Raw genomic sequence first — 21420 nt, forward strand, 5'->3', positions numbered from 1 at the left:
CTGTCATCGACTCCCGTGGTGCGCGTCAGCGCGACCGGTGAGCCCCGGTACTACCGGGCGCCGCGGCTCGGCCGCGAACCTGGGGAGCATGACCGGGACGACGCGGCGGCCGCCCCGCACGACGGCGCCGCCGGGCGTCGGCACCGCGGTCACCGTGCGGGACCTGCACGTCCGGTTCGGCGATTTCGAGGCGGTGCGCGGCATCGACCTCGACGTGCGCCGCGGCGGGGTCTTCGCGCTGCTCGGCACGAACGGCGCGGGCAAGACCACCACGCTCGAGGTGCTGGAGGGGTTCGGCAGGCGCAGCGCCGGCACGGTCCGCGTGCTCGGCCTCGATCCGGCTACCGACGGGGCAGCGCTGCGGCAGCGCATGGGGGTGCAGCTGCAGGAGGGCGGCTTCGCCGAGGAGCTGACCGTGCAGGAGACGCTCGAGCTGTGGCAGCGGCTGGTCGATCGGCCCGACCGGCCGCAGCGGCTGATGGACCGCTTCGAGCTGGGGGAGCGCCGCGCGGTGCCGGTGGGGAGGCTGTCCGGCGGCGAGAAGCGGCGGCTGGACCTGGCGCTGGCGGTGTGGGGGTCGCCGGAGCTGGTCGTCCTGGACGAGCCGACGGCAGGCCTCGACCCGGCCTCGCGCAGGCGTGCCTGGGACGCGATCCAGGAGCTGCAGGAGGCGGGCCGGACCGTCGTGTTGACCACGCACCACCCGGAGGAGGCCGAGGCGCTCGCGGACTGCGTCGCGATCATGCACGCGGGCCGGGTGGCCGTGGCCGGCACGCTCACGGAGATCGTCGCCACGCAGCCGGCGGGCTTCTCGGCCGCGCTCGCACCTGGCCGGGAGCCGCCGCTGCCGGTCCTCCGGGGTGCGGTCGAGTACGACGACGACCGCGTGCGGGTGCGCACCGGCGACATGCAGGACGACCTGGCGACGTTCCTGGGTCGGGCAGCCGCTCGAGGGGTGCGGCTGTCCGACCTGCGGACGGCACCGGCCTCGCTCGCCGACATCTACCACTCGGTGCGCGGGAGCGAGCAGGAAGAGCAGCGATGACGAGCGATGCGACCTCGACGTCGACCAGCCGCGTGCGGGCGCTCGCCGGTGCCGAGGTGCGGCTGTTGCTGCGGAACCGGACCGTGGCGGTGTCGTCGCTCCTGGTCCCGGTCGGGCTCGGCGTGCTCTGCGCGTTTCCCGTCCGAACCGAGGGCGGTCCGGTCGCCTTCGCCGTCGTCATCGCCCTGCAGCTCGCGCTCGTGCTCGGAATCGGCGTCTACGCGACCGTGACGCAGACGCTCGTGGTGCGCCGCCAGACCCGCGTGCTCGAGCGGATGCGCACGACCTGCCTCGCCGACGCCGAACTCCTGATCGCGACCGTGCTGCCGATCGTGCTGCTCGGGCTCGCGCAGCTCGCCGTGTTCGCCGTGGTCGACGTCCTGACCGGGGTACCCGCGCCGGCCGATCCGGTGCCGCTGGTGCTCGCGGTCGTCGGCGGGCTGGCGTGGGGGATCACCGCGGGCCTCGCGACCGGCGTCGCCACCCCCACCCCGGAACGGGCCCGGATCACGACGCTGCCGATGGTGTTCGTGCTGCTCGGCGCCGCGATCGTGCTGGCGATCGCCCCGCTGGGCGGCTGGTGGCAGGCGCTCGTGGTGGTGCCGGGCGGCGCGGTCGGTCAGCTCGCCCGGCTGGCGATGACGGGCACGACCTGGGAGGCCGCGCTCGGCGGCCTGCCCGCGGTCGTGCCCGCCCTCATCGCACTGGTGGCGTGGCCCGTCGTGTTCGGGGTCCTCGCCGTGCGCCGGTTCCGATGGGGCCCGCGGCACCGGCCACGCGGAGCGTGATCAGCGGCGGAACCAGCCCGCCCGGAAGACCGGGGCATCCCCGGCCACCGCGCGCCCGCACCAGTCGACGACCTCGGCCCCCACCTGCTCGGGCAGGAGTCGTGAGGTGTCGACGACCGTCATCGCCCACTCCGGCCCGGGCGCCCGACCGACCCACCGCCCCCAGCGCATCTCCGGCCAGGCGTCGGTGGTGACCGCCTCCGGGACGTGCCCGGGATCAGTGGCGTGCGCCCGCAGCCAGGTCGCGAAGCCCCGGTGGAGCGGGATCAGCTCCTCCGGCTCGTTGCGCTTCGCGAGACGCGCGAGATGGGCGTCCTCGTCGACGTCGAGCAGGCACGCGGCGATGTCGATCCGGTCGGCGCTCGGCGCGGCCAGCGCCTCGCCGACCGGCACCGGGTCGCCCGCGAACAGCAGGTGCCTGCCCTCGGCCTCGAGGGCGATCGCGCGGCGGACCGCGGCTTCCACCTGTTCCTGGCGCCAGGCGACGGTCGGGACAGCGGGGATCGGGCCGAGCGTGAACAGCTCGGCGGTCTCGTACGCGCCGTCGAGGTGACGACGCTCGAACAGGTGGCGCGCGTGCAGGCGCGCGGTGGTCTTGCCGACGCCGGACGCGCCGGAGACGAGCAACAGCATGGTTCCCCCTCGGGGCATGACTCGGGAGGCACCGAGCGCAGGAGGCGCGGCGCCGGGATCGGGGCCGAGTCAGGCGAGGCGGAAGATGAACTGCTGCATCACGCGGGGGAGGTTAGTGCCACCGCGACGCCGTCCTCCACCGAGATGTTCAGCGGCGGCGGGTGTCGGCGCGGTGGAAGCTCAGGTGCGCCCGCGACGGCGTCGGCCCGCGCTGCCCCTGGTAGCGGGAGCCGACGCCGTTGCTGCCGTAGGGCCGCTCCGCCGGGCTGGAGAGCCGGAACAGGCACAGCTGCCCGATCTTCATCCCCGGCCACAGCGTGATCGGCAGGTTCGCGACGTTGGACAGCTCCAACGTGATGTGGCCGGTGAAGCCGGGGTCGATGAAGCCGGCGGTCGAGTGGGTGAGCAGGCCGAGGCGCCCGAGACTCGACTTGCCCTCCAGGCGCCCCGCGAGGTCGTCGGGCAGGGACACCTCCTCGAACGTGGACCCCAGCACGAACTCGCCCGGGTGCAGCACGAACGGTTCGTCGCCCTCGGTCTCGACGGGCGAGGTCAGCTCGTCCTGCTGCTGCGCCGGATCGATGTGGGTGTAGCGGGAGTTCTGGAACACGCGGAAGAAGCGGTCCAGGCGCACGTCGACGCTCGACGGCTGGAGCATCGCCTCGTCCCACGGATCGAGCACCAGCCGACCCGCGTCGAGCTCCTTGCGCAGGTCTCCGTCCGACAGCAGCACCCGGTCAGGGTAGCGAGGTGCTCAGACTTCGGTGTTGCTCGGGAACGGCGAGGTGAGCAGCGGCGACGGGCAGAGCCCGAACATCCACGCGACGGCCTGTTCGACCCGGGCGGCCGCGAGGCCGTCCGCGGGCGTGGTGGGCGTGATGCCGGCCGTGGCGAGCACCTGGCGCACCGTGGTCATGACGGCCGGGCTGAGGATGCTGCGGATCGAGTCGCCCGGCTCCTGGACGTGCGGCCCGTCGACCAGCACGGCGGGCGTGCCGAGGCCGGGCGCGTCGGCGACCAGCTCCGGGTCGTCGGACACCAGCACCGCGCTGGCCGCGACGAGCTGCACGAGCTCCGCGAGCGGCAACGTGCGCACCACGGTGGCCCGCTCGTGCTGCAGCAACGGGTAGGCGGCGCCGTGGGCCGCCAGCTCGCCGAAGACGACGATCTCGATCTCCGGCTCGCGCTCGAGCAGGTCGGGCAGGCCGGCGAGGACGCCGAGCGAGTCGGGCCGGTCCAGCCCGACGAGCACCAGCCGCGGCCCGTTGGCCCGGACCCGTCGCACGAGCCGCGCGAACCGCAGGTCGGCGGGCTGCGGGTTGACGGTCATCGTGTCGCCGACCGTGATGGCGTTCGGCCCCACCGGGCTCCCGAGCCCGGAGTCGCCCGTGGTGAGGAACAACGACGCGAGCTGACCGATGATCCGCCGGTTGGCCTCCTGCGGGAACGGGCAGAGCAGGTCGTCGGTGGCCACGCCGCTCTGCAGGTGCACCACCGGGATCTGCCGCCAGAACGCGACCTGGGCGGCCACCGCGGACGTCATCCCGCCGCCGTAGACCATGATCGCCGATGGGTCGAGGTCGACGAGCAGCTCGTCGATCCGCGTCATGAGCATGGCCGCGATCGCGGCCGGCTGGGGGTCAGGGGGTTCGCGCAGCAGCTGGGTGACGTCGGCGGGCACCCCCAGCGCCTCGAACGCCTCGTGCACGGTCATCGGGTCGGGGCCGGTGGCCACGGTGAGCGCCTGGATCCGGGCGGCGTCAGCGAACGCCGTGGCGACGGGCGCGAGCCGCGCGACGTCCGGACGGCTTCCGGCGACCAGCAGGATGTCGTGATCGTGCTCCGGGACGGGCAGGCCGCCCAATGGTGGTTCGAACTCGGTCATGCTGGGTCCTTCGCCGGGGAGCTGGCAGAACGAGGTCCATGGAGTGTGAACCGGGCATCGACCAGGCGTCGAGGGTTCGACCCACCCGGAGGTTCCGTACGGGTGAGAACCACCCTGTTGGGGTAACGGAAGAGACCTTGCCAGTGACGCAGCGTGAGCTGCTAGGCTTGCTGGCACAGCACGCGGATGTAGTTCAATGGCAGAACATCAGCTTCCCAAGCTGAATACGCGGGTTCGATTCCCGTCATCCGCTCCACCGCAAAGGCCCAGGTCAGGCAGCATATGCCGGACCTGGGCCTTCGTCGTTCCCGCGTGCACTCGGCTCGTCGGGCCAAGGGCGCGGCCGGTCGCGACACACTCGTCACGTGTTCACACGCCTCCACCACATGCAACTGGCGATGCCCGCAGGCCGAGAGGACGAGGCGCGTCATTTCTTCGGGGACGTCCTGGGGATGGCCGAGATCCCGAAACCGCCGGTTCTCGCCTCTCGCGGAGGCGCATGGTTCCGCGCCGGCGACGTCGAGCTCCACCTGGGCGTCGAGGAGGACTTCCGCCCGGCCCGCAAGGGGCACCCGGGCATCCTGGTCGAGGACCTCGACGAGGTGGTTCGGCGGCTTGCGGCCGCAGGCCAGGCGATGACGTGGGATGCGGACCTCCCCGGGTTCCGCCGGGTCTACGCGGCCGATCCCTTCGGGAACCGGTTGGAGTTCCTCCAGCCCGCGCAGGGCCGACCACCGCGATGAACAGCGCCGGTGCCGCGATACTCGGCGGATGGAGTACGTCGCCCGGGCGCCCGCAGCCCCGCTGGCGCCGATCGTCGACGACCTCTACTACCTCGCGGGCACACCGCCCTACCCGCGGCTCGCGATCCCGCCGATGCCCTCGGCGCTGGTGGTCATCAACCTGGCCGCACCGTTCCGCGTCACCCACCCGGGCGGGAGCGAGGACTTCGCGGACGGGTTCGCGTGGGCCACGCCGACCTGCCGGACGACCTTCGAGTACCCCCCGTGCACGAGATCGGTGGGCGTGCACCTCAAGCCGTGGGGGCTGACGCCGCTCACCGGCGTGCCCGCGGCGTCGCTCGGCCTGCCGGTCCCGGTCGGGGCGGTGTGGGGCACCGCCGCCGTCGACGAGCTGGCCGACCGCCTCGACGGCGCCGCGACACCGGGGGCGATGCTCGACGTCCTCGAAGCCGCGCTCCTGGCCCGTGCGAGACCGGTGCGCGGGCTCGGGCTGGTGCACGACACGAGCACCCGGATCGGCCGGAGCGCGGGCCGCGTGTCCATCGCGAGCCTGGCCGAGACGGCCGGCGTCAGCAGCACCCACCTCGCCACGCGGTTCAAGCACCTGGTGGGGACCACGCCGAAGCGCCTGGCGCGGACGTACCGCTTCGCCGAGGTCGTCCGGTCGATCGACCCCGCCCGCGGCGTGGACTGGGCGGAACTCGCGCACCGGGCCGGCTACCACGACCAGCCCCACTTCACCCACGAGCTGCGGCAGTTCACCGGGCTCACGCCCACGGGCTACCTCGGCCTGCGCCGCCGCTTCGCCGCCGAGCACCCCGGCAACGCCCTCGACGTCGGGCTGTTGCCGCACGCGTGACCGCGGTTTCGGTTTTCTACAAGCCGGCTCGTGCAGTGCCGGGACAGGATCGGTGCATGGGCAAGGTGGTCATGCAGACGATCGTGTCGGTCGACGGGTTCATCGCGACGGCGGACGACCAGGTGGGACCGCTGTTCGACTGGTTCGCGACAGGTGACACACCGCTGTACGACGACGGCCCGCTCGTCACGAGGCAGTCCCACGACTACTACCGGCCGATGCTGGACGCGATCGGCGCGCTGGTCGTCGGCAGGCACGTCTTCGACATGACCGACGGCTGGGGAGGCCGGCCGCCGGCCGGGGAGCACGGCGTGGTCGTCTCGCACCGGCCGGCACCCGAGGGCTGGGACCCGGCGGCGCCGTTCCACTTCGTCGACGACGTGACCGCAGCCGTGCGCCTCGCGCAGGAGCTCGCCGGGGACCGGGTCGTCTCGATCGCGGCGGGCGACGTCGGCGGGCAGATCTTCGCGGCCGGCCTCGTCGACGAGGTCGCGCTCGACGTGGTGCCGGTGGTGTTCGGGACGGGCAAGCGCTACTTCGGACCGCTCTCGACGCAGGTCCTGCTCGAGGACCCGACGAGGTCGTCCCGGGCAACCGCGTCCTGCACCTGCGCTTCCGGGTCCGCAAATGACCCCGTCGCACTGACACCGGCCGCGTCAGCGCAGGCCGGCGAGCACCTCTTCCAGCACGCCGACGAGCGCGTCCGGGCCGGAGGCGAGCACGTCGTGCGTCTCGTCGAGGTCGTGGACCGTCCAGGCCGGGTCCGCGCGCAGCCCCGCGGCCGTCTCGACGAACGGCGACTGCGGCAGCCAGTCCTGCGAGATCGCCGCGACGTAGTGCTTGTCGGCCACCGTCCGCCACGCACCGGTCAGCCGTGAGCGCTGCAGCAACGTCGCGATCGGGTGGGCGACGGCGCGTTCGTCGAAGAACGGGAGCGGGTCGACGTAGCGCCCGGTGCGTCCGGAGCCGTCGACGTACCACTCGTGTTCCCAGCCGAGGGTCATCGACCAGGCCGAGTCGCCGTCCTCGGGGACGAACGCGTCCACGTACACGAGGCTGCGGAACCGGTCAGGGGCCCTGTCGGCCGCGCCGCTGAGCACGCTGCCCGCGTAGCTGTGCCCCACGGCCACGACGGGTTCGGGCAGGCCGCGAACGAGGTCGACCAGCTCGCAGACGTGCGTCTCCAGGGTGATCGGGCGGTCCGGCTCCGGCTCGGCCGGGTCGAGGCCGTCGAGCGTCACCGCGATGCCGCGGTGGCCGAGCGCCTCCAGGCGCTCGACGACCGGCCGGTACCACCAGCCGCCGTGGTTCGCTCCAGGAACGAGTACGACATCCATGGCGGTCATGGTGGCGGTCGTTCCGGTCCGGACCGGTCCGCAGGGCGGGTCGGGGTTCCGGTCACCCGCCGGCGCGGGCCCAGGTCCGGCGCAGCGCATCGTTGACGATCTCCGCCTGGTCCCAGTGCGGCTCGTGCGCCGAGCCGGGCACGACCAGCAGCTCGGCGCCGATCCGCGTGGCGGTGGCCCGGCCGCAGGCCATCAGGGGCACGCCACCGGCCTCCCGGTAGGCCGCGGGGGCGTCCTCCCAGCTGCCGTTGATCACGAGCTTGGGCCACGGGGCCGCCGCGACCTCCTCCATCGGCACCTCGACGTCCCAGCACGGCCTCTCGCGCATGGCCGTGCCGGCGGCGCGCAGCCGCTCCGGGGTCGGCTCGAGGGGTGGCATCCCGACCGACTCGGTCGACAGCCGCAGGTAGTCCTCCGCGGACGGGAGGGGCCGGTCGCCGAACGCGGCGATCGCGGCCCGGTTCCGCTCCAGCGCGGCGCCCACGACGGGGTCGTCGGCGACCGCGCGGTAGCAGGACGGCTCGATCAGGGTCAGGGACCGCACGGCGTCGACGGCGCGGCCCGCGGCCAGCAGCGCGCCGACGGTTCCGAACGAGTGCCCGACGAGGTGAGCCGGCCCGCCACCCAGGACGTCGAGGAGGTCCTGGGCGTCCAGCACCGCGTCGCTGTGCTCGACGTCGGGGCTGCGCCCGTAGCCCCGACGGTCCACCAGCTCCAGCCGGTGCTCGGTCGCGAGCGGACGCTGCCGCGCGAAGGCGGACGGCCCCCACGTCGTCGAACCGTGGACGAAGACCGCGCGGGCAGCGTTCTCGGGTCCGTCCCACACCGTCACGTGGATCTTCGGAAGGTGGATCTCCGGCACGGGTCGCGAAGATAGGGCCCTACCCGGCCACGGCCGACACCAGGAGCACGTGGACGGCCGTGCCGCCGGCGATGCTGAGCACGACGCTGCGCCGCCACAGGTGCAGCGCCACGGTGACGGCGAGCGCGACGCCGACCGCGGCCCCGTACGGCGGCACGGCCGGATCCGTGTGGCGCAGGGTGTGGACGACGAGGATGGCCATCACCCCGACCGGCGTCGCCGCACCGAGGTGGGCGACGAGCGCGCTGCGCCGCAGCGGGGCGAGCACGGCGAAGGGGAGCGCCCGTAGGGCCCAGGTGATCGCCGCCGACACGGCGACGGCAGCGACGAGGTAGCCGGCGTCAGGCACGCTGCGCGGTCCTTCGCGTGAGCACGTACCGCGCGAGCAGGAACGCGGTGAACAGGACCATCGCGACCACGAGCATCTGCTCGCCGGCGACGACGTGCGCCCCCACCGCGCAGGCGAGGGCGACCAGCGGGGTGGGCACGTCCCGGTGCGCGCGGAAGGCGTCGAGACCGAGCACGACGAACAGGGCGGTGACCGCGAAGTCCAGCCCGGCCACCGCGCCCGGGATCAGCGTGCCGGCCAGGGCTCCGGAGGTGACCCCGCCGACCCAGAACACGTGCACGAAGCCCTGCAACCACAGGATGCGTGCGCGGCTCCAGGTGCGGGCCTCCGGACGCGCCGTGACGGCGTACGCCTCGTCGGTGAGTGCGAACGTGCTGTACGCCTTCGCGACGGCGCCGGGTACGCGGTGCAGCGGGAACGACAGCGCGTAGAACACGTGCCGGACGTTGACCAGGAACGCGGCAGCGGCGATCTGGCCGAGCGGGGCGAGCGCCGTGACCAGGCCGAGCAGGACGAACTCCAGGGATCCGGCGAAGACGACCGAGGCGAACACGGTGGCCCACCACCACGCCAGGCCGGAGTGGGAGACCAGAACCCCGAACGCCACGCCCATCGCCGCGGCGCCGACCCCGACGGGGAGGGCGTCGCCCAGGGCACGCAGGACCTCGGGACGGCACCTTCCGGCGGCACACTCGGACATGGCGCAACCATAAGTCCGATCATGCGCACGATGATTTCCATTTGTGACTCTATCCTGGGACCGTGCGCAATCAGTATCGGCTTGATGCGATCGATCGAGAAATATTGTTTCACCTTCAGCAGGACGGCCGGCTGAGCAACGTCGAGCTGGCCCGGCGGGTGCGGCTCACGCCGCCCCCGTGCCTGCGCCGGGTGCGGCGGCTGGAGGAGGCCGGCGTGATCACGGGCTACCGGGCCACGGTCGACCCGGTCGCCACGGGGCAGGGCTTCGAGGTGATGGTCTCGGTCGAGATCACGGTCACCGACCTCGCGACGCTGCAGGACTTCGAGGCCACGGTCGCGGGTTTCGAGGAGGTGGTGGAGTTCCGCCGGTTCTTCGGACGGCCGGACTACTTCCTGCGCGTCCTCGTCGCGGACCAGGCCGCCTACGAGGAGCACCACATGAAGCTGCTCGGGCTGCCGGCCGTGTCCCGGGTCGTCTCGCACCAGACCATGAAGCGGATCAAGACCCGCGACTGAGGCCCGACTTCGCGGCCACGGGGTGCGTGCCGAGGTCGGCGACGTCCTGCCCGCTACGGTGTTGACTGGGGCACCATGCTCCCGTGCCGACACGCCGCGACTACGACGCCGATCCGGAGCGGTACCGCCTCGGCGTGCGCCTCACGGCCTGGTACTCGCACGCGGACCTGCAGACCCGGGTCGTCGAGCACCTGCTGGCCGCCGGTGTGCGCACCGTGCTCGACGCAGGCTGCGGCGACGGCGCCCTGGCCGCGGCGGCGGCGGGCACCGCGCTGCACGTCGTGGGCCTGGACGCCGCCGCACCGCTGCTGCGGGCCGCCCGCCGGCACGGCACGGTCGTCCGCGGCGACGTCACGGCCTTCCCCGTGCGGGACGCGAGCGTGGATGCCGTCGTCGGCGTCAACGTGCTCGACCACCTCGACCGGCCCGCGGTCGCGCTGCGGGAGGCGCACCGCGTCCTGCGACCCGGTGGGCTGCTCCTCGCCGGCGCGACGGCGCGCGCGGACTCGCCCGAGCTCGCGCCGTTCTGGCGGCCCGGGCGCACCCCGTTCGACGCGGAGGAGGCGCCGGAGGTGGTGGCGGGGGTCTTCGGGGCCGTCACCACGGACGGGTGGGACGCGCCGCTCGTCACGCTGCCCGACCACGACGCCGTGCGCGACTACCTGCGGGCCCGTTTCGTCCCCGCGGGCGACGCCGAGCGCCTGGCCGACGCGGTGGCCGAGCGCGGCCCGCTGCCGCTGCCGGTCACCAAGCGGGGTGTGCTGGTGCTGGCCCGGCGCTGACCCCGTCTCTCCGGGGAGGTCACCACGTGACCGGCAGCGACGCGGGCCCGTCGTCGAGCGGGTTGCCGGTCCAGGGCACCTCCTCCGGGTCGCACGCGAGCGCGAGGCCGGGCAGCCTGCGGGCCAGGGCGGCGAGCACGGCGGCGAGCTCGATGCGGGCGAGCGGAGCTCCGATGCAGTGGTGCGGGCCGTGCCCGAAGCCCAGGTGCGGGTTCGGTGCGCGGTCCCGGTCGAACCGCTCCGGGTCGGCGAAGCGCGCCGGGTCCCGGTTGGCCGCCTCGAGGCGCACCAGCACCTGCTCGCCCGCGGCGACGGTGACGTCCCCGAACCGCACGTCCTCGCGCGCCCAGCGCGGGAAGGCCTCCCCGGAGAGCCCGATCTGCAGGCGCACGACCTCCTCGGCCGCCCGCGCCGCCGCGGCCGGCTCGTCGAGGCCTGCGAAGCCACCGGACCGGACGATCTCGACGACACCGATCGACAGCGCGTTCGCGACCGTCAGGTACCCGCCGGCCACGAGCGAGAGCACCGTGGTGAGCAGTTCGTGGTCGTCGAGCCCGCCGTCGACGGCGTCCCGGACCGCGACCAGCTGCCCGAGCAGGTCGGCACCCGGTTCCGCCCGCTTCTCGGCGATCACGCCGGTGAGGAACCCGGCGAACTCCGCCCAGGAACGCTCGACGTCGGCCCCGGTGGCACCGGCCGTGAGGCCGGACACGGCGTCCGCCCAGTGGTGGAACCGGTGCTGGTCCGCCACCCGGATCCCCAGCAGGTGCTGGGTGACGCCGAGCGGCAGCGGTCGCGCGACCGTGGCGACGAGGTCGCTGCCGGGCCCGCGGCGTTCCAGGTCCTCGACGAGGCCCGCCGCGTGCTGCGCGATCCAGGGGCGGAAGCCCGCGAGGGCGCGGGGCGTGAACGCCCGCGCCACGAGCCTGCGCAGCCGCGCGTGCGGGGGCCCGTCGGAGTGCAACGAACCGGTGCCCTCCGCACCGGGCGGGGTGATCCGGAACCGCTCGTCGGAGAGGACCTGGCGGGCGGTCGCGGCGTCCACGACGGCCCACGCCGGTTCACCGGCCGGTGTCAGCACCCGCACCAGGGGTGCGACCGCGCGCAGCTGGGCGTAGGCCGGGGCCGGACCGAACGCCGCGGGCCGGTCGAGGGGAAGGGTGGGGACCGTGATGTCCACGAGCGCCTCCGGGGTCGGGTCGGCTAAACTGAACCTAGCACATAGTGAAGCTAGTTCATCATCTGGAGAAGGATGAGTGTCGACGAGGCGCTGAGCCGCACCCTCGAACTGGCCGTGCTCGTGAACGAGGACATGGAACGCGGACTGGCGGCCGACGGCCTGACCCGCTCCCGCGCGCACCTGCTGTGGGAGCTGCACCAGCACGGCCCGGTGCCGCAGCGCACGCTCGCGCAGGCGATGGGCGTGAGCGCCCGCCACGTCACCGGCATCGTCGACGCGCTCGTCGAGACCGGGTTCGTGACGCGCGAGCCGCACCCGACCGACCGCAGGGCCACCCTCGTCACGCCGACCGCGCACGGGCGGAGCACGGCCGCGGCGCTGGTCCGGGGCCGCCACGAGCTGGCGCTCGCGCTGTTCGCGCACATGCCGCCCGAGCTGTTCGACGCCTACGTCCACGCCCTCGACGCGGTGCTGGCGCGGTTCCGGGAACTGGCCGGCCCGGACCGCTGACCTCCCACCGTCAGTCGGGCAGCAGCGGCACCGACAGGCCCTGATCGCGACCGAGCAGCACGGCCCGGGTGACGGCGGACGTGCCGAACCGCTCGTGCACCGAGTCGAGCGCGGAGTCGAGCGCGTCGGCGGCGCCCTCGTCGAACGGCAGCTCGAGCTGGACGACGGAGTCGTCGTCGAGGTTGCCCACCGCGATGCCGACCAGCGTGAGGCCGCGCTCCCGGATCAGCGGCCGCGCCCTGGCCACGAGCGCCCGCACCGCGGTGAGGACCTCCCCGGTGCCGGACGTCGGCTGCGCCAGCGAGTGGGAGCGCGACACGCGCGAGTAGTCGGCGAAACGCAGCCGCACCACGACGGTGCGCCCGACCCGGTGCGCCCGGCGCATGCGGCGCGTGACGCGGTCGACGAGCCCCACGACGACCTCGTCGAGGTACTCGGGGGTGTGCGGCCCCCGCCCGATGGCCCGCTGCGAGCCGATCGAGCCGCGCCGGCGCCCGACGACGACCCCGCGCGGGTCGTGGCCCCGCGCCAGCGCGTGCAGGTGGCGCCCGAGCGCCCGGCCGACCACCGAGACCAGCACGGACTCCGGCAGCGCCGCGACCTCGCCGACCGTGCCGATGCCGTACTCGCGCAACTTGGCCGCGGTGACCTCGCCGACGCCCCACAACCGCTCGACGGCCAGCGGGTGCAGGAACGCCAACTCCCCGTCCGGCGGTACCACCAGCAGGCCGTCCGGCTTGCCGACGCCGCTGGCCACCTTGGCCAGGAACTTCGTGCGGGCGACGCCCACGGTGATCGGCAGGCCGACCCGCCTGCGCACCTCGTGCCGCAGCCGCGCGGCGATCTCGACCGGGGAGCCCGCGATCCGCCGCAGGCCCCCGACGTCGAGGAACGCCTCGTCGATGGAGAGGCCCTCCACCAGCGGAGTGGTGTTGCGGAACACCTCGAAGACGGCCTTGCTCGCCGTGGAGTACGCCGCCATGCGCGGGGGCACGACCACGGCGTGCGGGCACAGCGCGAGCGCCTGGCGCCCACCCATCGCGGTGGCCACCCCGCACGCCTTCGCCTCGTAGCTGGCGGCGAGGACGACCCCGCCCCCGACGATCACCGGGCGCCCGCGCAGGCGGGGATCGTCGCGTTGCTCGACGGAGGCGTAGAACGCGTCGAGGTCGGCGTGGAGGATGGACGCCCCGGACACGAACACATGTTCGCATCGCACCCCGACAACGTCACCCGTGGTGAGCCGTCCCGGCGAGCGCGCGCCGCAGGTGCCGGCCCGTGACCGAGTCCACCCGGGCGGCGAGCTCGGCCGGGCTCCCGGTGAACACCACGCGGCCGCCGTCGCGTCCCGCACCCGGCCCGAGCTCGATCACCCGGTCGGCCCGGGCGACGACGTCGAGGTCGTGCTCCACGACGACGACCGTGCCGCCGCGGTCGACGAGCCCGTGCAGGACCTCGAGCAACCGGGCGACGTCATCGGGGTGCAGCCCGGCCGTCGGCTCGTCGAGCACGACGACGCCGCCCTCGACACCGGGCTCGGCGGCGAGCTTGAGCCGCTGCCGCTCGCCGCCGGAGAGCGTGGTCAGCGGGCGGTCCAGGGTCAGGTGGCCGAGCCCGAACCGCACCGCGCGGTCGAGGGCGGGCCGGGCGCGGGCCACGCGGACCCCCTCGAGCGCCTCGCGGACGGTGAGCGCGAGCACCTCGGCGATCGTGCGCCCGTCCAGCCGGTGGCGCAGCGCCTCGACGGAGAACCGCGAGCCACCGCAGGCCTCGCAGGTGGTGCTGACCGGTTCGAGGAAGGCGAGGTCGGTCTCGATCACACCGCGCCCCCGGCAGGTCGGGCACGCCCCGTCGGAGTTGGCGCTGAACAGCGCCGCCGGCACGCCGTGCGCAGCGGCGAAGGCGGCCCGCACCGGATCGAGGACCCCGAGGTAGGAGGCCGGTGTGGAGCGGCGGGAACCGCGCGGTGGCGACTGGTCGACCACCACCACGTCCGGATGGGCGCGGGGCAGCACCACCGTGGCCAGCGTGCTCTTGCCCGACCCCGCGACACCGCTGACGGCCGTGAGCACGCCGCGGGGGACCACCACGTCGACGTCGCGCAGGTTGTGCACCGACGCCGCGCTGATCCGCAGCTCCCCGGTCGGTCGCCGCGGCGCGCGGGTGAGCACCGGGCGGCGGCGCAGCGCCCGGCCGGTGGCGGTGTCGGTGCGCCGCAGGCGGGCCACGTCACCGGCGTAGACCACGCGCCCGCCGTCGGTGCCCGCCCCGGGCCCCATGTCGACGACGTGGTCGGCCGCGGCGATCACGTCCCGGTCGTGCTCCACCACCAGCACGGTGTTGCCCTTGTCGCGCAGCTGCCGCAGGAGCCCGACCAACCGGCCGACGTCGTGCGGGTGCAGGCCGGCGCTGGGTTCGTCGAGGACGTAGGTGAGGTCGGTGAGGCTGCTGCCGAGGTGGCGCACCAGCGTGATGCGCTGGGACTCGCCACCGGAGAGCGTCGGGGTCGCGCGGTCGAGGCAGAGGTAGCCGAGCCCGACGGCGACGAGCGCGTCCAGCCGGTGCGCCGCGGCCCGCACGAGCGGTGCCGCCACCGGGTGCGCGATCGTGCGCAGGAACGCGGCGAGCTCGGCGAGCTCGATGCGGCCGCAGTCGGTGATCGTGCGGCCCGCGATGGTCGCGGCGCGCGCGGCGGCGTTCAGCCGGGCGCCGTCGCACTCGGGGCAGTGCCGGCGCACCACCACCCGCTCCACCTCGTCGCGCACCCGCTGCGGGACCTTGCTGTGCCCGCCCTCGAGGTAGTCGCGCCGGAACCGCGGCAGCACCCCGAGGAACGTGCCGGTGCGGGGGAACTCCGGGTCCGGGTGCGGCGGCGTCAGCTCCCGGGCGTGCAGCAGGGTGTCCCACTCGTCGGCGCGGTACTCGCGCAGCGGCCTGGCGCGGTCGAACAGGCCCGCGTGCACGTACCGCTTCCACCGGTAGGTACCGGGGGCGAACGTCGAGAAGCGGATCGCCCCCTCGTCGAGGGAGCGGTCGCGGTCGACCAACCGCTCGACGTCGATGTCGACCACCGCTCCGAGGCCCTCGCAGCGCGGGCACATGCCGCTCGGGTCGTTGAACGAGAACGCGGGCGACCAGCCGACGTGCGGCGTGGCGACGCGCGAGTACAGCAGGCGCAGCAGCGGGGCGATGTCGGTGGCCGTGCCGACGGTGGAGCGGACGTTGCCGACGGTGCGCCGCTGGTCGACCACGACCGCGGCGGACAGGTTCTCGAGCCCGTCCGCGTCCGGGCGGCCCTGCTGCGGCAGCCGGCTGCGCACGAACGACGGCAGCGTCTCGCCCAGCTGCCGTCGGGACTCCGCCGCGATCGTCCCGAAGACCAGGGACGACTTCCCCGACCCCGACACGCCGGTCACGACCGTCAACCGGCCCTTGGGGATCTCGACGCTGACGTCCCGCAGGTTGTTCTCCCGGGCGCCCAGGACACGGATGTGGTTCACGGGCCCGACGCTAGGGAGGATCGCGGCCAGATATCGGCCACATCTCGTGGCAGCATCGCACTCGTGTCCGATCCGAGCCGACGCATGCTGGCGCTGCTGTCGACGCTGCAGAACGGCCGCACGTGGAGCGGGCAGGACCTCGCCGCGCGCCTGCGCACCAGCCCGCGCACCCTGCGCCGCGACGTCGACCGCCTGCGCGAGCTCGGCTACCCGGTGCAGGCCCGGCCGGGGCCCGGCGGGCACTACCGGCTGGTGGCCGGCACCGCGATGCCCCCGCTCCTGCTCGACGACGACGAGGCGGTCGCGATCGCCGTCGGGTTGCGGCTCGCGGCGAGCACCCGCGCCCGCGCCGACGACGAGCCGGACGACGACGCCGCGGCCCGCGCCCTGCGCAAGCTCGAGCAGGTGCTGCCCGCCCGGCTGCGGCACACGGTCAGGACCGTCCACCGCGCCACCGAGGCGGCGCCCGCGCCCGGCGCCGTCGTCAGCACTCGGCTGCTGAGCCTGGTGGGCTCCGCCGCCGAGCAGCACGAGCGGCTCGTGTTCGGCTACCGCTCCCGGTCCGGGGAGCCGACGGAACGGCGCGTCGAGCCGTACCGGCAGGTGCTGGCCGGACGACGCTGGTACCTGCTGGGCTGGGACCTCGACCGCGCCGACTGGCGGACCTTCCGGCTGGACCGCGTCGCCGCTGCCCGCACCACCGGGGAGCGGTTCACCCCGCGCCCGCTGCCCGCCGAGTCCGCGGCCGCCTACCTCGACGCCGTGCTGAAGGCGCCCCGGCACCGCGCCGTGCTGACGTTCCTCGCCCCCGTCGAACGCATGGCCGACCGGATCGGCCACCAGGACGGCACCCTGGAACCGCTCGGCCCCGACCGCTGCCGCTACACGACCTGGGTCGACTCCTTCGAGTGGCTGGCGGTGGTCACCGCGACCCTCGGCGTCGAGTTCCGCGTCGAGGAACCCGTGGGCTTCGCCGAGTACTGCGCGCAACTGCGGGACCGGCTGGACCGGGCCACCACCGGGGCCCCGTCCCTGGCCGGCGTCACCCGCGAGGAGCGGCGTCGAACGCCTTCCGCACCCGGACCGGCGCCTTCGCCCGCCACGCCTCCTCGATGAGCTCCTCGAGCTGGTCGCGGGCCACGGCCCGCAGGTCCACGAGGATCGCCCCGTAGCCGTCGTAGTGCGGGGTGGTGTAGAACGCCGGGTCCCCGGAGGCCAGCAGGGCTTCCTTCTCGTCCAGCCGGCACATCAGCACGAGCCCACCCTCGGCCTCGCTGCGCAACCGCGCGAAGCCCTTCCCCCGCACCTTCAGCGCCGGGGTGCCGTAGGAGGTCGACTCCTCGACCTCGGGCAGCCTGCGCGCGATCGCCACGACGTCCTGCCAGTCCATGCCGGCCATCCTGGCCCCCGGCGCACCGCGCCGTCGTGGACGAACCGGAGCTACCGGGTCCGCGGGGGTCTCAGCGGCGGCGCCTTCGCGATCACCACCGTGCCGGCGAGCGCGGCGGCGAGCCCGAGCGCGAGCACCCACGCCCAGCCGGGCCGGACCGGGTCGCCGAGCAGCTGGATCCCGACCATGCCGGGCACGAGCACCTCGGTGACGGTGAAGACCGCCGTGACGGCGCCGACGTCACCGCGGCTGAGCGCTGCGGTGTAGCCCACCATGCCGACCAGCCAGAACCCGATCACCAAGTACGTGGACGGCTGTCCGAGCAGCAGCCCGAGGTCGAACCCGTCCCCGGTCTGGACGTGCGCGGCCCGGACGGAGACGGCGCTGCCCCCGAAGCCGAGTCCCGAGACGACCGCGAGCGGCCACGCGTGCTTGCCCTGCCGCAGCACCAGCACGGCCACCCCGAGCAGGAGCACTGACGCCAGCAGCACCACGTCGACGCCGGGACGGTGCACCGGCGGCTGCTCGTTGCCCGCGCTGGCCGCCACCAACACCAGGCCCGCGAGGCACCCCGCGACGGCCAACCTGGTGGTCAGCGGCAGCCGGGCGCCGATCATCCGGGCGCTGACCAACGCGGTGAGCGCGATCGTGCCGCCGATGACGGCCTGCACGGCGAACACGGGCAGCACCCGCAGCGCCATGACCGTGCACCCCCACGCGACGAGGTCCACGAGCATGCCGCCGAGGTAGCGGGGCTGCACGATCGCCGGTCGGGCGCGCGTGGCCCGCCGCGCGCCGTCGGCCTGCAGCAGAGCGCCGCAGCTGTTGAGGACCATCGCCACGGCGGCGAACAGGATCCCCACCAGCACGCCGTTCAGCATGCCCCACGGCCGACCGGGCCGCGCAGTTCGGTCGGGTCAGCCCTGGGGCCGCTGCTTCGAGGGGTCGAAGAACCCGCTCATCAGCCCACCCGGCAGCGCCGCCTCCGGATCCCAGCGCGCCGCGCGGTGCGCCTGCAGCTTCCGGCGCGGCGCCTCCGAGGCGCGCACGGCCAGCAGGACCCCCGTGGTGAAGACCAGCGCGGGCGTCCCGATCACGAGCACCGCCCACCCGAAGTACCCGTAGGCGACCACGAGGGCCACCACTTCCATGGCGACGACCGTCGCCCCCAACCGCAGCACAGCGGTTCTCCCCTTCACCTACCGCGCCGTCACATCGGCGCCGTGACCTCGTCGGGTGCGACCGGCACATCACCGACAGTGCCGCCCCCGGCACCGTCCGCACCCGAAGCATTATCGCCGGAGCCGCCGCTTTCGTTATCCGCGCCGCCAGAGTCGGAGCCGGTGTCGTCCCCGGCGCCCCCGCCGTCGGAGCCCGCGTCGTCCGAGGGCTTCGTCGACGGCTTCGTGGAGGGCTTCGTCGTCGGCTCCTCGTCGGCGGGCGGGTCGTCCTCGCCGGTCGGCTCCGGAACGCTGCTCGTCGCGCCCGACGGCGGCGTCTCGGGCTCCTCCGGCGCGGAGCCGCCACTGCCCGAACCGCCGGAGCCGCCTCCGCTCGAGCCCTCCTCGGCGGGAGCGGAGTCGGTGGTGGGCGCAGCACCCTCGCCCCCGGCGTCCACGCCGGCACCGGTCGACGCCGTCGGCCAGAGGACGACCGCCATGACCACGGCCGCGACGGCCAGCACCGCGCCGACACCGATCAGCAGCCCGCTGGGCCTGCGCCGCGGTTCGGGTTCGGGCCCGTAGTCCCAGTCCGGTTCGGGGTCCACCGCCGGGCGTACCGGCGGCGGGGGCCCGACCCGGGTCAGCTCCGTGGTGGGGGGCTCGGGGTCGTCGTCGTACATGGCCGCGGGCGCGTACGGGGCGGGGCGGTTGCCCCCCGGGGGCGTGCCGCCCGCGGCGTACGGCGCACCGGGACCGCCGCCGGCGTGGCGCCCACCCAGCTGCGGGCCCGCCCCGGGCCGCGGGGGACGCGCCGGTGGGGCACCCATGGCCGCCCCCGCGGCCGCGCCCGCCGCCGCACCCGCCGCCGCGGCCGGCACCGGCGGGATCGAGACGCCTGGCCACGACACGGTCGGCTTGGGCGAGACCGCGAGCGCGGCGCCCTTGGCGATGGCGTTCTTCGGGTCGGCGTCCACGGCGACCGGCCTGCCGAGCTGCTCGGAGACCAGCTGCCCGACGAGCGGGATCCGCGACGAGCCACCGACCAGCAGCACGGCGGTGAGCTGTTCGGGCGCCAGACCCGCCGAGACCACCGCCGAGCGGAGCGCCGAGACGGTCTCCTCCACGTGCGGCCGGATCATCGCCTCGAACTCGGTGCGGTGCAGGCGCACCGAGCCACGGGCGGCCGGCAGCATCACCGGGATCGACACCTCGGTGTCGCTGCTGAGCGCCTCCTTGGCCTCCGTGCAGTCGCGGCGCAGGCGCGCCACGGCCGACAGCACGGCGGGATCGGACTCGTCCAGCTGTGCGAACGCGTCCGGCATCCCCTCGAGCACGTGCTCGAACACGGCCTCGTCGAAGTCGATGCCGCCGAGGCGCTCGAGGCCCTGCGGCCTGCCGAGCAGCCCGAAACCGGCGGCACCACCCGGCGCCGAGGGCTCGCCCTTGCGCACGACGGCGGCGTCGAACGTGCCTCCGCCGAGGTCGTACACGGCGATCGTGGACCCGCCGCCGACCCGCTCGTTGGCGGCGTAGGACAGGGCCGCGGCCTGCGGCTCGGCGAGGAACGTGACCGTGAGGCCCTGCCCCGCGAGCGCCGCGCCGAGCAGGTCCTTCTTGTGCGATCCCCAGGCGGCGGGGTGCGTGACCGCGATCCGGTCGGCGGGCCCGCCCTCACGCTCGGCGACCCGGTCGACGACCCAGCGCACCAGCCGGGCCGAGAGCTCCTGGGGTGGCCATGGCCTGCCGGCGACCATCACCGGCGTCGGATCGCCGATGCGGCGCTTGAACTCGCGCACGACGCGGTCGAAGTCCGTGACGGCGCGGCGCTCGGCCGCCTCACCGACCACGACCGACCCGTCCGGACCCACGAAGATCACCGACGGGACGGTGGCGCTCCGGCTACCGAGCGTCACGACTTCGGGCTCCACCCAGCGCCGGTCGGAGGACCGACACACTGCGGCAGCGGTGTACGTGGTGCCCAGATCGATCCCGAGCTGGTAGCTCATGGCCTTCCCCTCACCCCCGGCAGTCGGCCTGCAGGCCACCCCCCACCCTCGCATCGCGCCATCTCGGCCCGTCGTCAGCCCCCCTTACGGCGGTACCGAAGCGATCTTGGACCCCCCTCAATCCCCCTATCGGGTGCCCCCACGCATCCCCGAACGGGCCTTCCCGCAACCCTGTGCGATCCCCGATGGCCCCCCGGCCCCATCCCCCTAACTTCTGTTGCAGCGCGGCCCACCCAGCCGCACACACCGACTGAGGGGATCAACGAGATGGCTGACATGACCCTGCTGGAGTTCCTGCGGAGCCTCATCTGGAACGAGGAGGCCCGCGAGGACTTCGCCGAGAACCCGGAGAAGGCGCTCGACGACGCCGGCCTCGGGCACCTGAGCTCCGACGACGTGCACGACGCCCTGGTCCTCATGCAGGAGGACAACCAGGACGCCAGCTTCGACCGCAACTACGACACCGGCGGCAACGACATCCACATCGCCGCGCCGGAGCCGGTGAACCACGACGGCGACGACTCCGAGTCGGCCGTGGAGTACATCAACCGCTACATCACCAACAACTACGTCGACGACCGCGACACCATCACCGACAACTCGATCAACCAGCAGATCGACACCGGCGGCGGCGACTTCGACCAGGACATCGACATCGACTCGACGGTCGCGTCGGGCGACGGCGCGGTGGCCGCGGGCGACGACATCGAGGACTCCGAGATCGTGACCGGCGACGACAACACCATCGGCGACGGCAATGTGAACGGTGACGGCAACATCACCGGCGACGGCAACGACGCGGTGATCGGCGACGGCAACACCTCGAGCTTCGGTGACGGCGACGCCACCTCCGCGGAGATCGACGGTGACGTCAGCGTCGACGACGGCGGCTCGTTCGCCATCGGCGGCGACTCGTCGGTGGACAACACCGACAACTCCGTCGAGGACTCCTTCAACGACAACAGCGACAACTCGGTCGAGGACTCGTTCAACGACAACAGCGAGACCACCGACAACAGCGACTACTCGACCGAGGACTCGTACAACGACAACAGCGAGTCCACCGAGGACAGCAACAACGAGATCGACCACGACCACACGGTCGAGATCCAGGCCTGACCCACGCATTCCCGAGGGCCCCGTCGCCGGTCGCACCGGCGG

General features: G+C 74.1%; 23 protein-coding genes, 1 tRNA gene and 1 pseudogene. 11 read left to right on the forward strand and 14 right to left on the reverse strand.

The genetic code is table 11. The annotated features are described in order from the left end of the window. Nucleotides 1-88 precede the first annotated feature (88 nt). Together FB558_RS13795 and FB558_RS13800 are read left to right on the forward strand one after the other, a co-directional pair. The gene (locus FB558_RS13795) at nt 89-1045 is read left to right on the forward strand and encodes an ABC transporter ATP-binding protein (RefSeq protein WP_142052631.1); all 957 of its coding nucleotides are present in this window, start codon (nt 89-91) and stop codon (nt 1043-1045) included. After that, nucleotides 1042-1833, forward strand: a complete 792-nt coding sequence (locus FB558_RS13800) for an ABC transporter permease (RefSeq protein ID WP_142052634.1) — start codon at nt 1042-1044, stop codon at nt 1831-1833. Before FB558_RS13795 ends, FB558_RS13800 begins: the two co-directional genes overlap by 4 nt. Here the strand turns inward: FB558_RS13800 and FB558_RS13805 are convergent, their stop codons facing one another. The 3 genes from FB558_RS13805 to FB558_RS13815 all read right to left on the reverse strand — a co-directional run bounded on the left by FB558_RS13805 (nt 1834) and on the right by FB558_RS13815 (nt 4351). Continuing rightward, nucleotides 1834-2466 (reverse strand): DEAD/DEAH box helicase family protein, encoded by a 633-nt coding sequence (locus tag FB558_RS13805; RefSeq protein WP_142052637.1) that lies wholly within the window; start codon nt 2464-2466, stop codon nt 1834-1836. Between the two features lie 148 nt (nt 2467-2614). Further along, complete coding sequence (gene dcd / locus FB558_RS13810; RefSeq protein ID WP_142052640.1) at nt 2615-3199, reverse strand: dCTP deaminase; 585 nt, start codon at nt 3197-3199, stop codon at nt 2615-2617. A 21-nt stretch (nt 3200-3220) separates the two neighbouring features. Next, nucleotides 3221-4351 carry a UDP-N-acetylglucosamine 2-epimerase gene (locus FB558_RS13815; protein WP_142052643.1) on the reverse strand — a complete coding sequence of 377 codons (1131 nt, stop codon included), beginning with the start codon at nt 4349-4351 and terminating at the stop codon, nt 3221-3223. 182 nt (nt 4352-4533) lie between these two features. Between FB558_RS13815 and FB558_RS13820 the strand changes: the two genes are divergently transcribed. The 4 genes and pseudogenes from FB558_RS13820 to FB558_RS13835 all read left to right on the forward strand — a co-directional run bounded on the left by FB558_RS13820 (nt 4534) and on the right by FB558_RS13835 (nt 6584). After that, a tRNA-Gly gene (locus tag FB558_RS13820) sits at nt 4534-4607 on the forward strand. A gap of 109 nt (nt 4608-4716) precedes the next feature. Further along, a complete protein-coding gene (locus FB558_RS13825; protein WP_246106415.1) occupies nt 4717-5094 on the forward strand; it encodes a VOC family protein in 378 nt (125 codons plus the stop codon). Between the two features lie 28 nt (nt 5095-5122). Beyond that, complete coding sequence (locus FB558_RS13830) at nt 5123-5953, forward strand: helix-turn-helix domain-containing protein (protein ID WP_142052646.1); 831 nt, start codon at nt 5123-5125, stop codon at nt 5951-5953. Nucleotides 5954-6009: 56 nt separating this feature from the next. Beyond that, nucleotides 6010-6584: pseudogene (locus FB558_RS13835) on the forward strand (dihydrofolate reductase family protein). A gap of 25 nt (nt 6585-6609) precedes the next feature. Here FB558_RS13835 and FB558_RS13840 read toward each other — a convergent pair. The 4 genes from FB558_RS13840 to FB558_RS13855 form a co-directional block, all read right to left on the reverse strand. Next, entirely contained in the window at nt 6610-7290 is a 681-nt protein-coding gene (locus FB558_RS13840) for an alpha/beta hydrolase (RefSeq protein WP_142052649.1), read from the reverse strand. 61 nt (nt 7291-7351) lie between these two features. After that, on the reverse strand, nt 7352-8161 hold the full coding sequence (locus FB558_RS13845) for an alpha/beta fold hydrolase (RefSeq protein ID WP_211366380.1): 810 nt from the start codon (nt 8159-8161) through the stop codon (nt 7352-7354). 19 nt (nt 8162-8180) lie between these two features. Next, on the reverse strand, nt 8181-8510 hold the full coding sequence (locus FB558_RS13850; protein ID WP_142052652.1) for a branched-chain amino acid transporter permease: 330 nt from the start codon (nt 8508-8510) through the stop codon (nt 8181-8183). Continuing rightward, entirely contained in the window at nt 8503-9210 is a 708-nt protein-coding gene (locus FB558_RS13855) for an AzlC family ABC transporter permease (RefSeq protein WP_142052655.1), read from the reverse strand. Before FB558_RS13855 ends, FB558_RS13850 begins: the two co-directional genes overlap by 8 nt. A 62-nt stretch (nt 9211-9272) precedes the next feature. Here FB558_RS13855 and FB558_RS13860 point away from each other — a divergent pair, with 62 nt between their 5' ends. After that, a complete protein-coding gene (locus FB558_RS13860) occupies nt 9273-9728 on the forward strand; it encodes an Lrp/AsnC family transcriptional regulator (protein ID WP_142052659.1) in 456 nt (151 codons plus the stop codon). An 83-nt stretch (nt 9729-9811) separates the two neighbouring features. Beyond that, complete coding sequence (locus FB558_RS13865) at nt 9812-10510, forward strand: class I SAM-dependent methyltransferase (RefSeq protein WP_142052661.1); 699 nt, start codon at nt 9812-9814, stop codon at nt 10508-10510. 19 nt (nt 10511-10529) lie between these two features. On the opposite strand, the gene FB558_RS13870 is transcribed toward FB558_RS13865, so the two are convergent. Further along, the gene (locus FB558_RS13870) at nt 10530-11690 is read right to left on the reverse strand and encodes a cytochrome P450 (protein WP_142052663.1); all 1161 of its coding nucleotides are present in this window, start codon (nt 11688-11690) and stop codon (nt 10530-10532) included. 72 nt (nt 11691-11762) lie between these two features. Here FB558_RS13870 and FB558_RS13875 point away from each other — a divergent pair, with 72 nt between their 5' ends. Then, complete coding sequence (locus FB558_RS13875; protein ID WP_142052665.1) at nt 11763-12200, forward strand: MarR family winged helix-turn-helix transcriptional regulator; 438 nt, start codon at nt 11763-11765, stop codon at nt 12198-12200. 10 nt (nt 12201-12210) lie between these two features. Here FB558_RS13875 and dinB read toward each other — a convergent pair whose 3' ends face one another. Together dinB and FB558_RS13885 are read right to left on the reverse strand one after the other, a co-directional pair. After that, complete coding sequence (gene dinB, locus FB558_RS13880) at nt 12211-13404, reverse strand: DNA polymerase IV (protein ID WP_142054176.1); 1194 nt, start codon at nt 13402-13404, stop codon at nt 12211-12213. Nucleotides 13405-13429: 25 nt separating this feature from the next. Further along, a complete protein-coding gene (locus tag FB558_RS13885; protein WP_142052667.1) occupies nt 13430-15700 on the reverse strand; it encodes an excinuclease ABC subunit UvrA in 2271 nt (756 codons plus the stop codon). Nucleotides 15701-15763: 63 nt separating this feature from the next. Here FB558_RS13885 and FB558_RS13890 point away from each other — a divergent pair, with 63 nt between their 5' ends. Next, nucleotides 15764-16816 carry a helix-turn-helix transcriptional regulator gene (locus FB558_RS13890; protein WP_211366383.1) on the forward strand — a complete coding sequence of 351 codons (1053 nt, stop codon included), beginning with the start codon at nt 15764-15766 and terminating at the stop codon, nt 16814-16816. Here the strand turns inward: FB558_RS13890 and FB558_RS13895 are convergent. Genes FB558_RS13895 through FB558_RS13910 form a run of 4 tightly spaced genes read right to left on the reverse strand, consistent with a single transcriptional unit; the run spans nt 16743 to nt 20313 of the window. Continuing rightward, on the reverse strand, nt 16743-17090 hold the full coding sequence (locus FB558_RS13895) for an MmcQ/YjbR family DNA-binding protein (RefSeq protein WP_425468000.1): 348 nt from the start codon (nt 17088-17090) through the stop codon (nt 16743-16745). The two genes, FB558_RS13890 and FB558_RS13895, sit on opposite strands and share 74 nt — an antisense overlap. Nucleotides 17091-17140: 50 nt before the next feature. Beyond that, the gene (locus FB558_RS13900) at nt 17141-17959 is read right to left on the reverse strand and encodes a hypothetical protein (RefSeq protein WP_142052673.1); all 819 of its coding nucleotides are present in this window, start codon (nt 17957-17959) and stop codon (nt 17141-17143) included. 48 nt (nt 17960-18007) lie between these two features. Continuing rightward, on the reverse strand, nt 18008-18241 hold the full coding sequence (locus tag FB558_RS13905; protein ID WP_142052676.1) for a hypothetical protein: 234 nt from the start codon (nt 18239-18241) through the stop codon (nt 18008-18010). Between the two features lie 59 nt (nt 18242-18300). Continuing rightward, nucleotides 18301-20313 carry an Hsp70 family protein gene (locus FB558_RS13910; protein WP_342787310.1) on the reverse strand — a complete coding sequence of 671 codons (2013 nt, stop codon included), beginning with the start codon at nt 20311-20313 and terminating at the stop codon, nt 18301-18303. A gap of 213 nt (nt 20314-20526) precedes the next feature. On the opposite strand from FB558_RS13910, the gene FB558_RS13915 reads away from it, so the two are divergent. Beyond that, nucleotides 20527-21378 carry an IniB N-terminal domain-containing protein gene (locus FB558_RS13915; RefSeq protein WP_142052679.1) on the forward strand — a complete coding sequence of 284 codons (852 nt, stop codon included), beginning with the start codon at nt 20527-20529 and terminating at the stop codon, nt 21376-21378. Nucleotides 21379-21420 lie beyond the last annotated feature (42 nt).

Origin of the sequence: Pseudonocardia kunmingensis (assembly GCF_006716445.1) — a bacterium.
Classification (GTDB): Bacteria; Actinomycetota; Actinomycetes; order Mycobacteriales; family Pseudonocardiaceae; genus Pseudonocardia; species Pseudonocardia kunmingensis.

Coding starts and splice junctions, on each gene's coding strand:
- FB558_RS13795 (WP_142052631.1), top strand. CDS start 89: ATGACCGGGACGACGCGGCGGCCGCCCCGCACGACGGCGCCGCCGGGC.
- FB558_RS13800 (WP_142052634.1), top strand. CDS start 1,042: ATGACGAGCGATGCGACCTCGACGTCGACCAGCCGCGTGCGGGCGCTC.
- FB558_RS13805 (WP_142052637.1), bottom strand. CDS start 2,466: ATGCTGTTGCTCGTCTCCGGCGCGTCCGGCGTCGGCAAGACCACCGCG.
- FB558_RS13815 (WP_142052643.1), bottom strand. CDS start 4,351: ATGACCGAGTTCGAACCACCATTGGGCGGCCTGCCCGTCCCGGAGCAC.
- FB558_RS13830 (WP_142052646.1), top strand. CDS start 5,123: ATGGAGTACGTCGCCCGGGCGCCCGCAGCCCCGCTGGCGCCGATCGTC.
- FB558_RS13840 (WP_142052649.1), bottom strand. CDS start 7,290: ATGGATGTCGTACTCGTTCCTGGAGCGAACCACGGCGGCTGGTGGTAC.
- FB558_RS13855 (WP_142052655.1), bottom strand. CDS start 9,210: ATGTCCGAGTGTGCCGCCGGAAGGTGCCGTCCCGAGGTCCTGCGTGCC.
- FB558_RS13875 (WP_142052665.1), top strand. CDS start 11,763: ATGAGTGTCGACGAGGCGCTGAGCCGCACCCTCGAACTGGCCGTGCTC.
- FB558_RS13895 (WP_425468000.1), bottom strand. CDS start 17,090: ATGGACTGGCAGGACGTCGTGGCGATCGCGCGCAGGCTGCCCGAGGTC.
- FB558_RS13905 (WP_142052676.1), bottom strand. CDS start 18,241: ATGGAAGTGGTGGCCCTCGTGGTCGCCTACGGGTACTTCGGGTGGGCG.
- FB558_RS13910 (WP_342787310.1), bottom strand. CDS start 20,313: ATGCGAGGGTGGGGGGTGGCCTGCAGGCCGACTGCCGGGGGTGAGGGG.
- FB558_RS13915 (WP_142052679.1), top strand. CDS start 20,527: ATGGCTGACATGACCCTGCTGGAGTTCCTGCGGAGCCTCATCTGGAAC.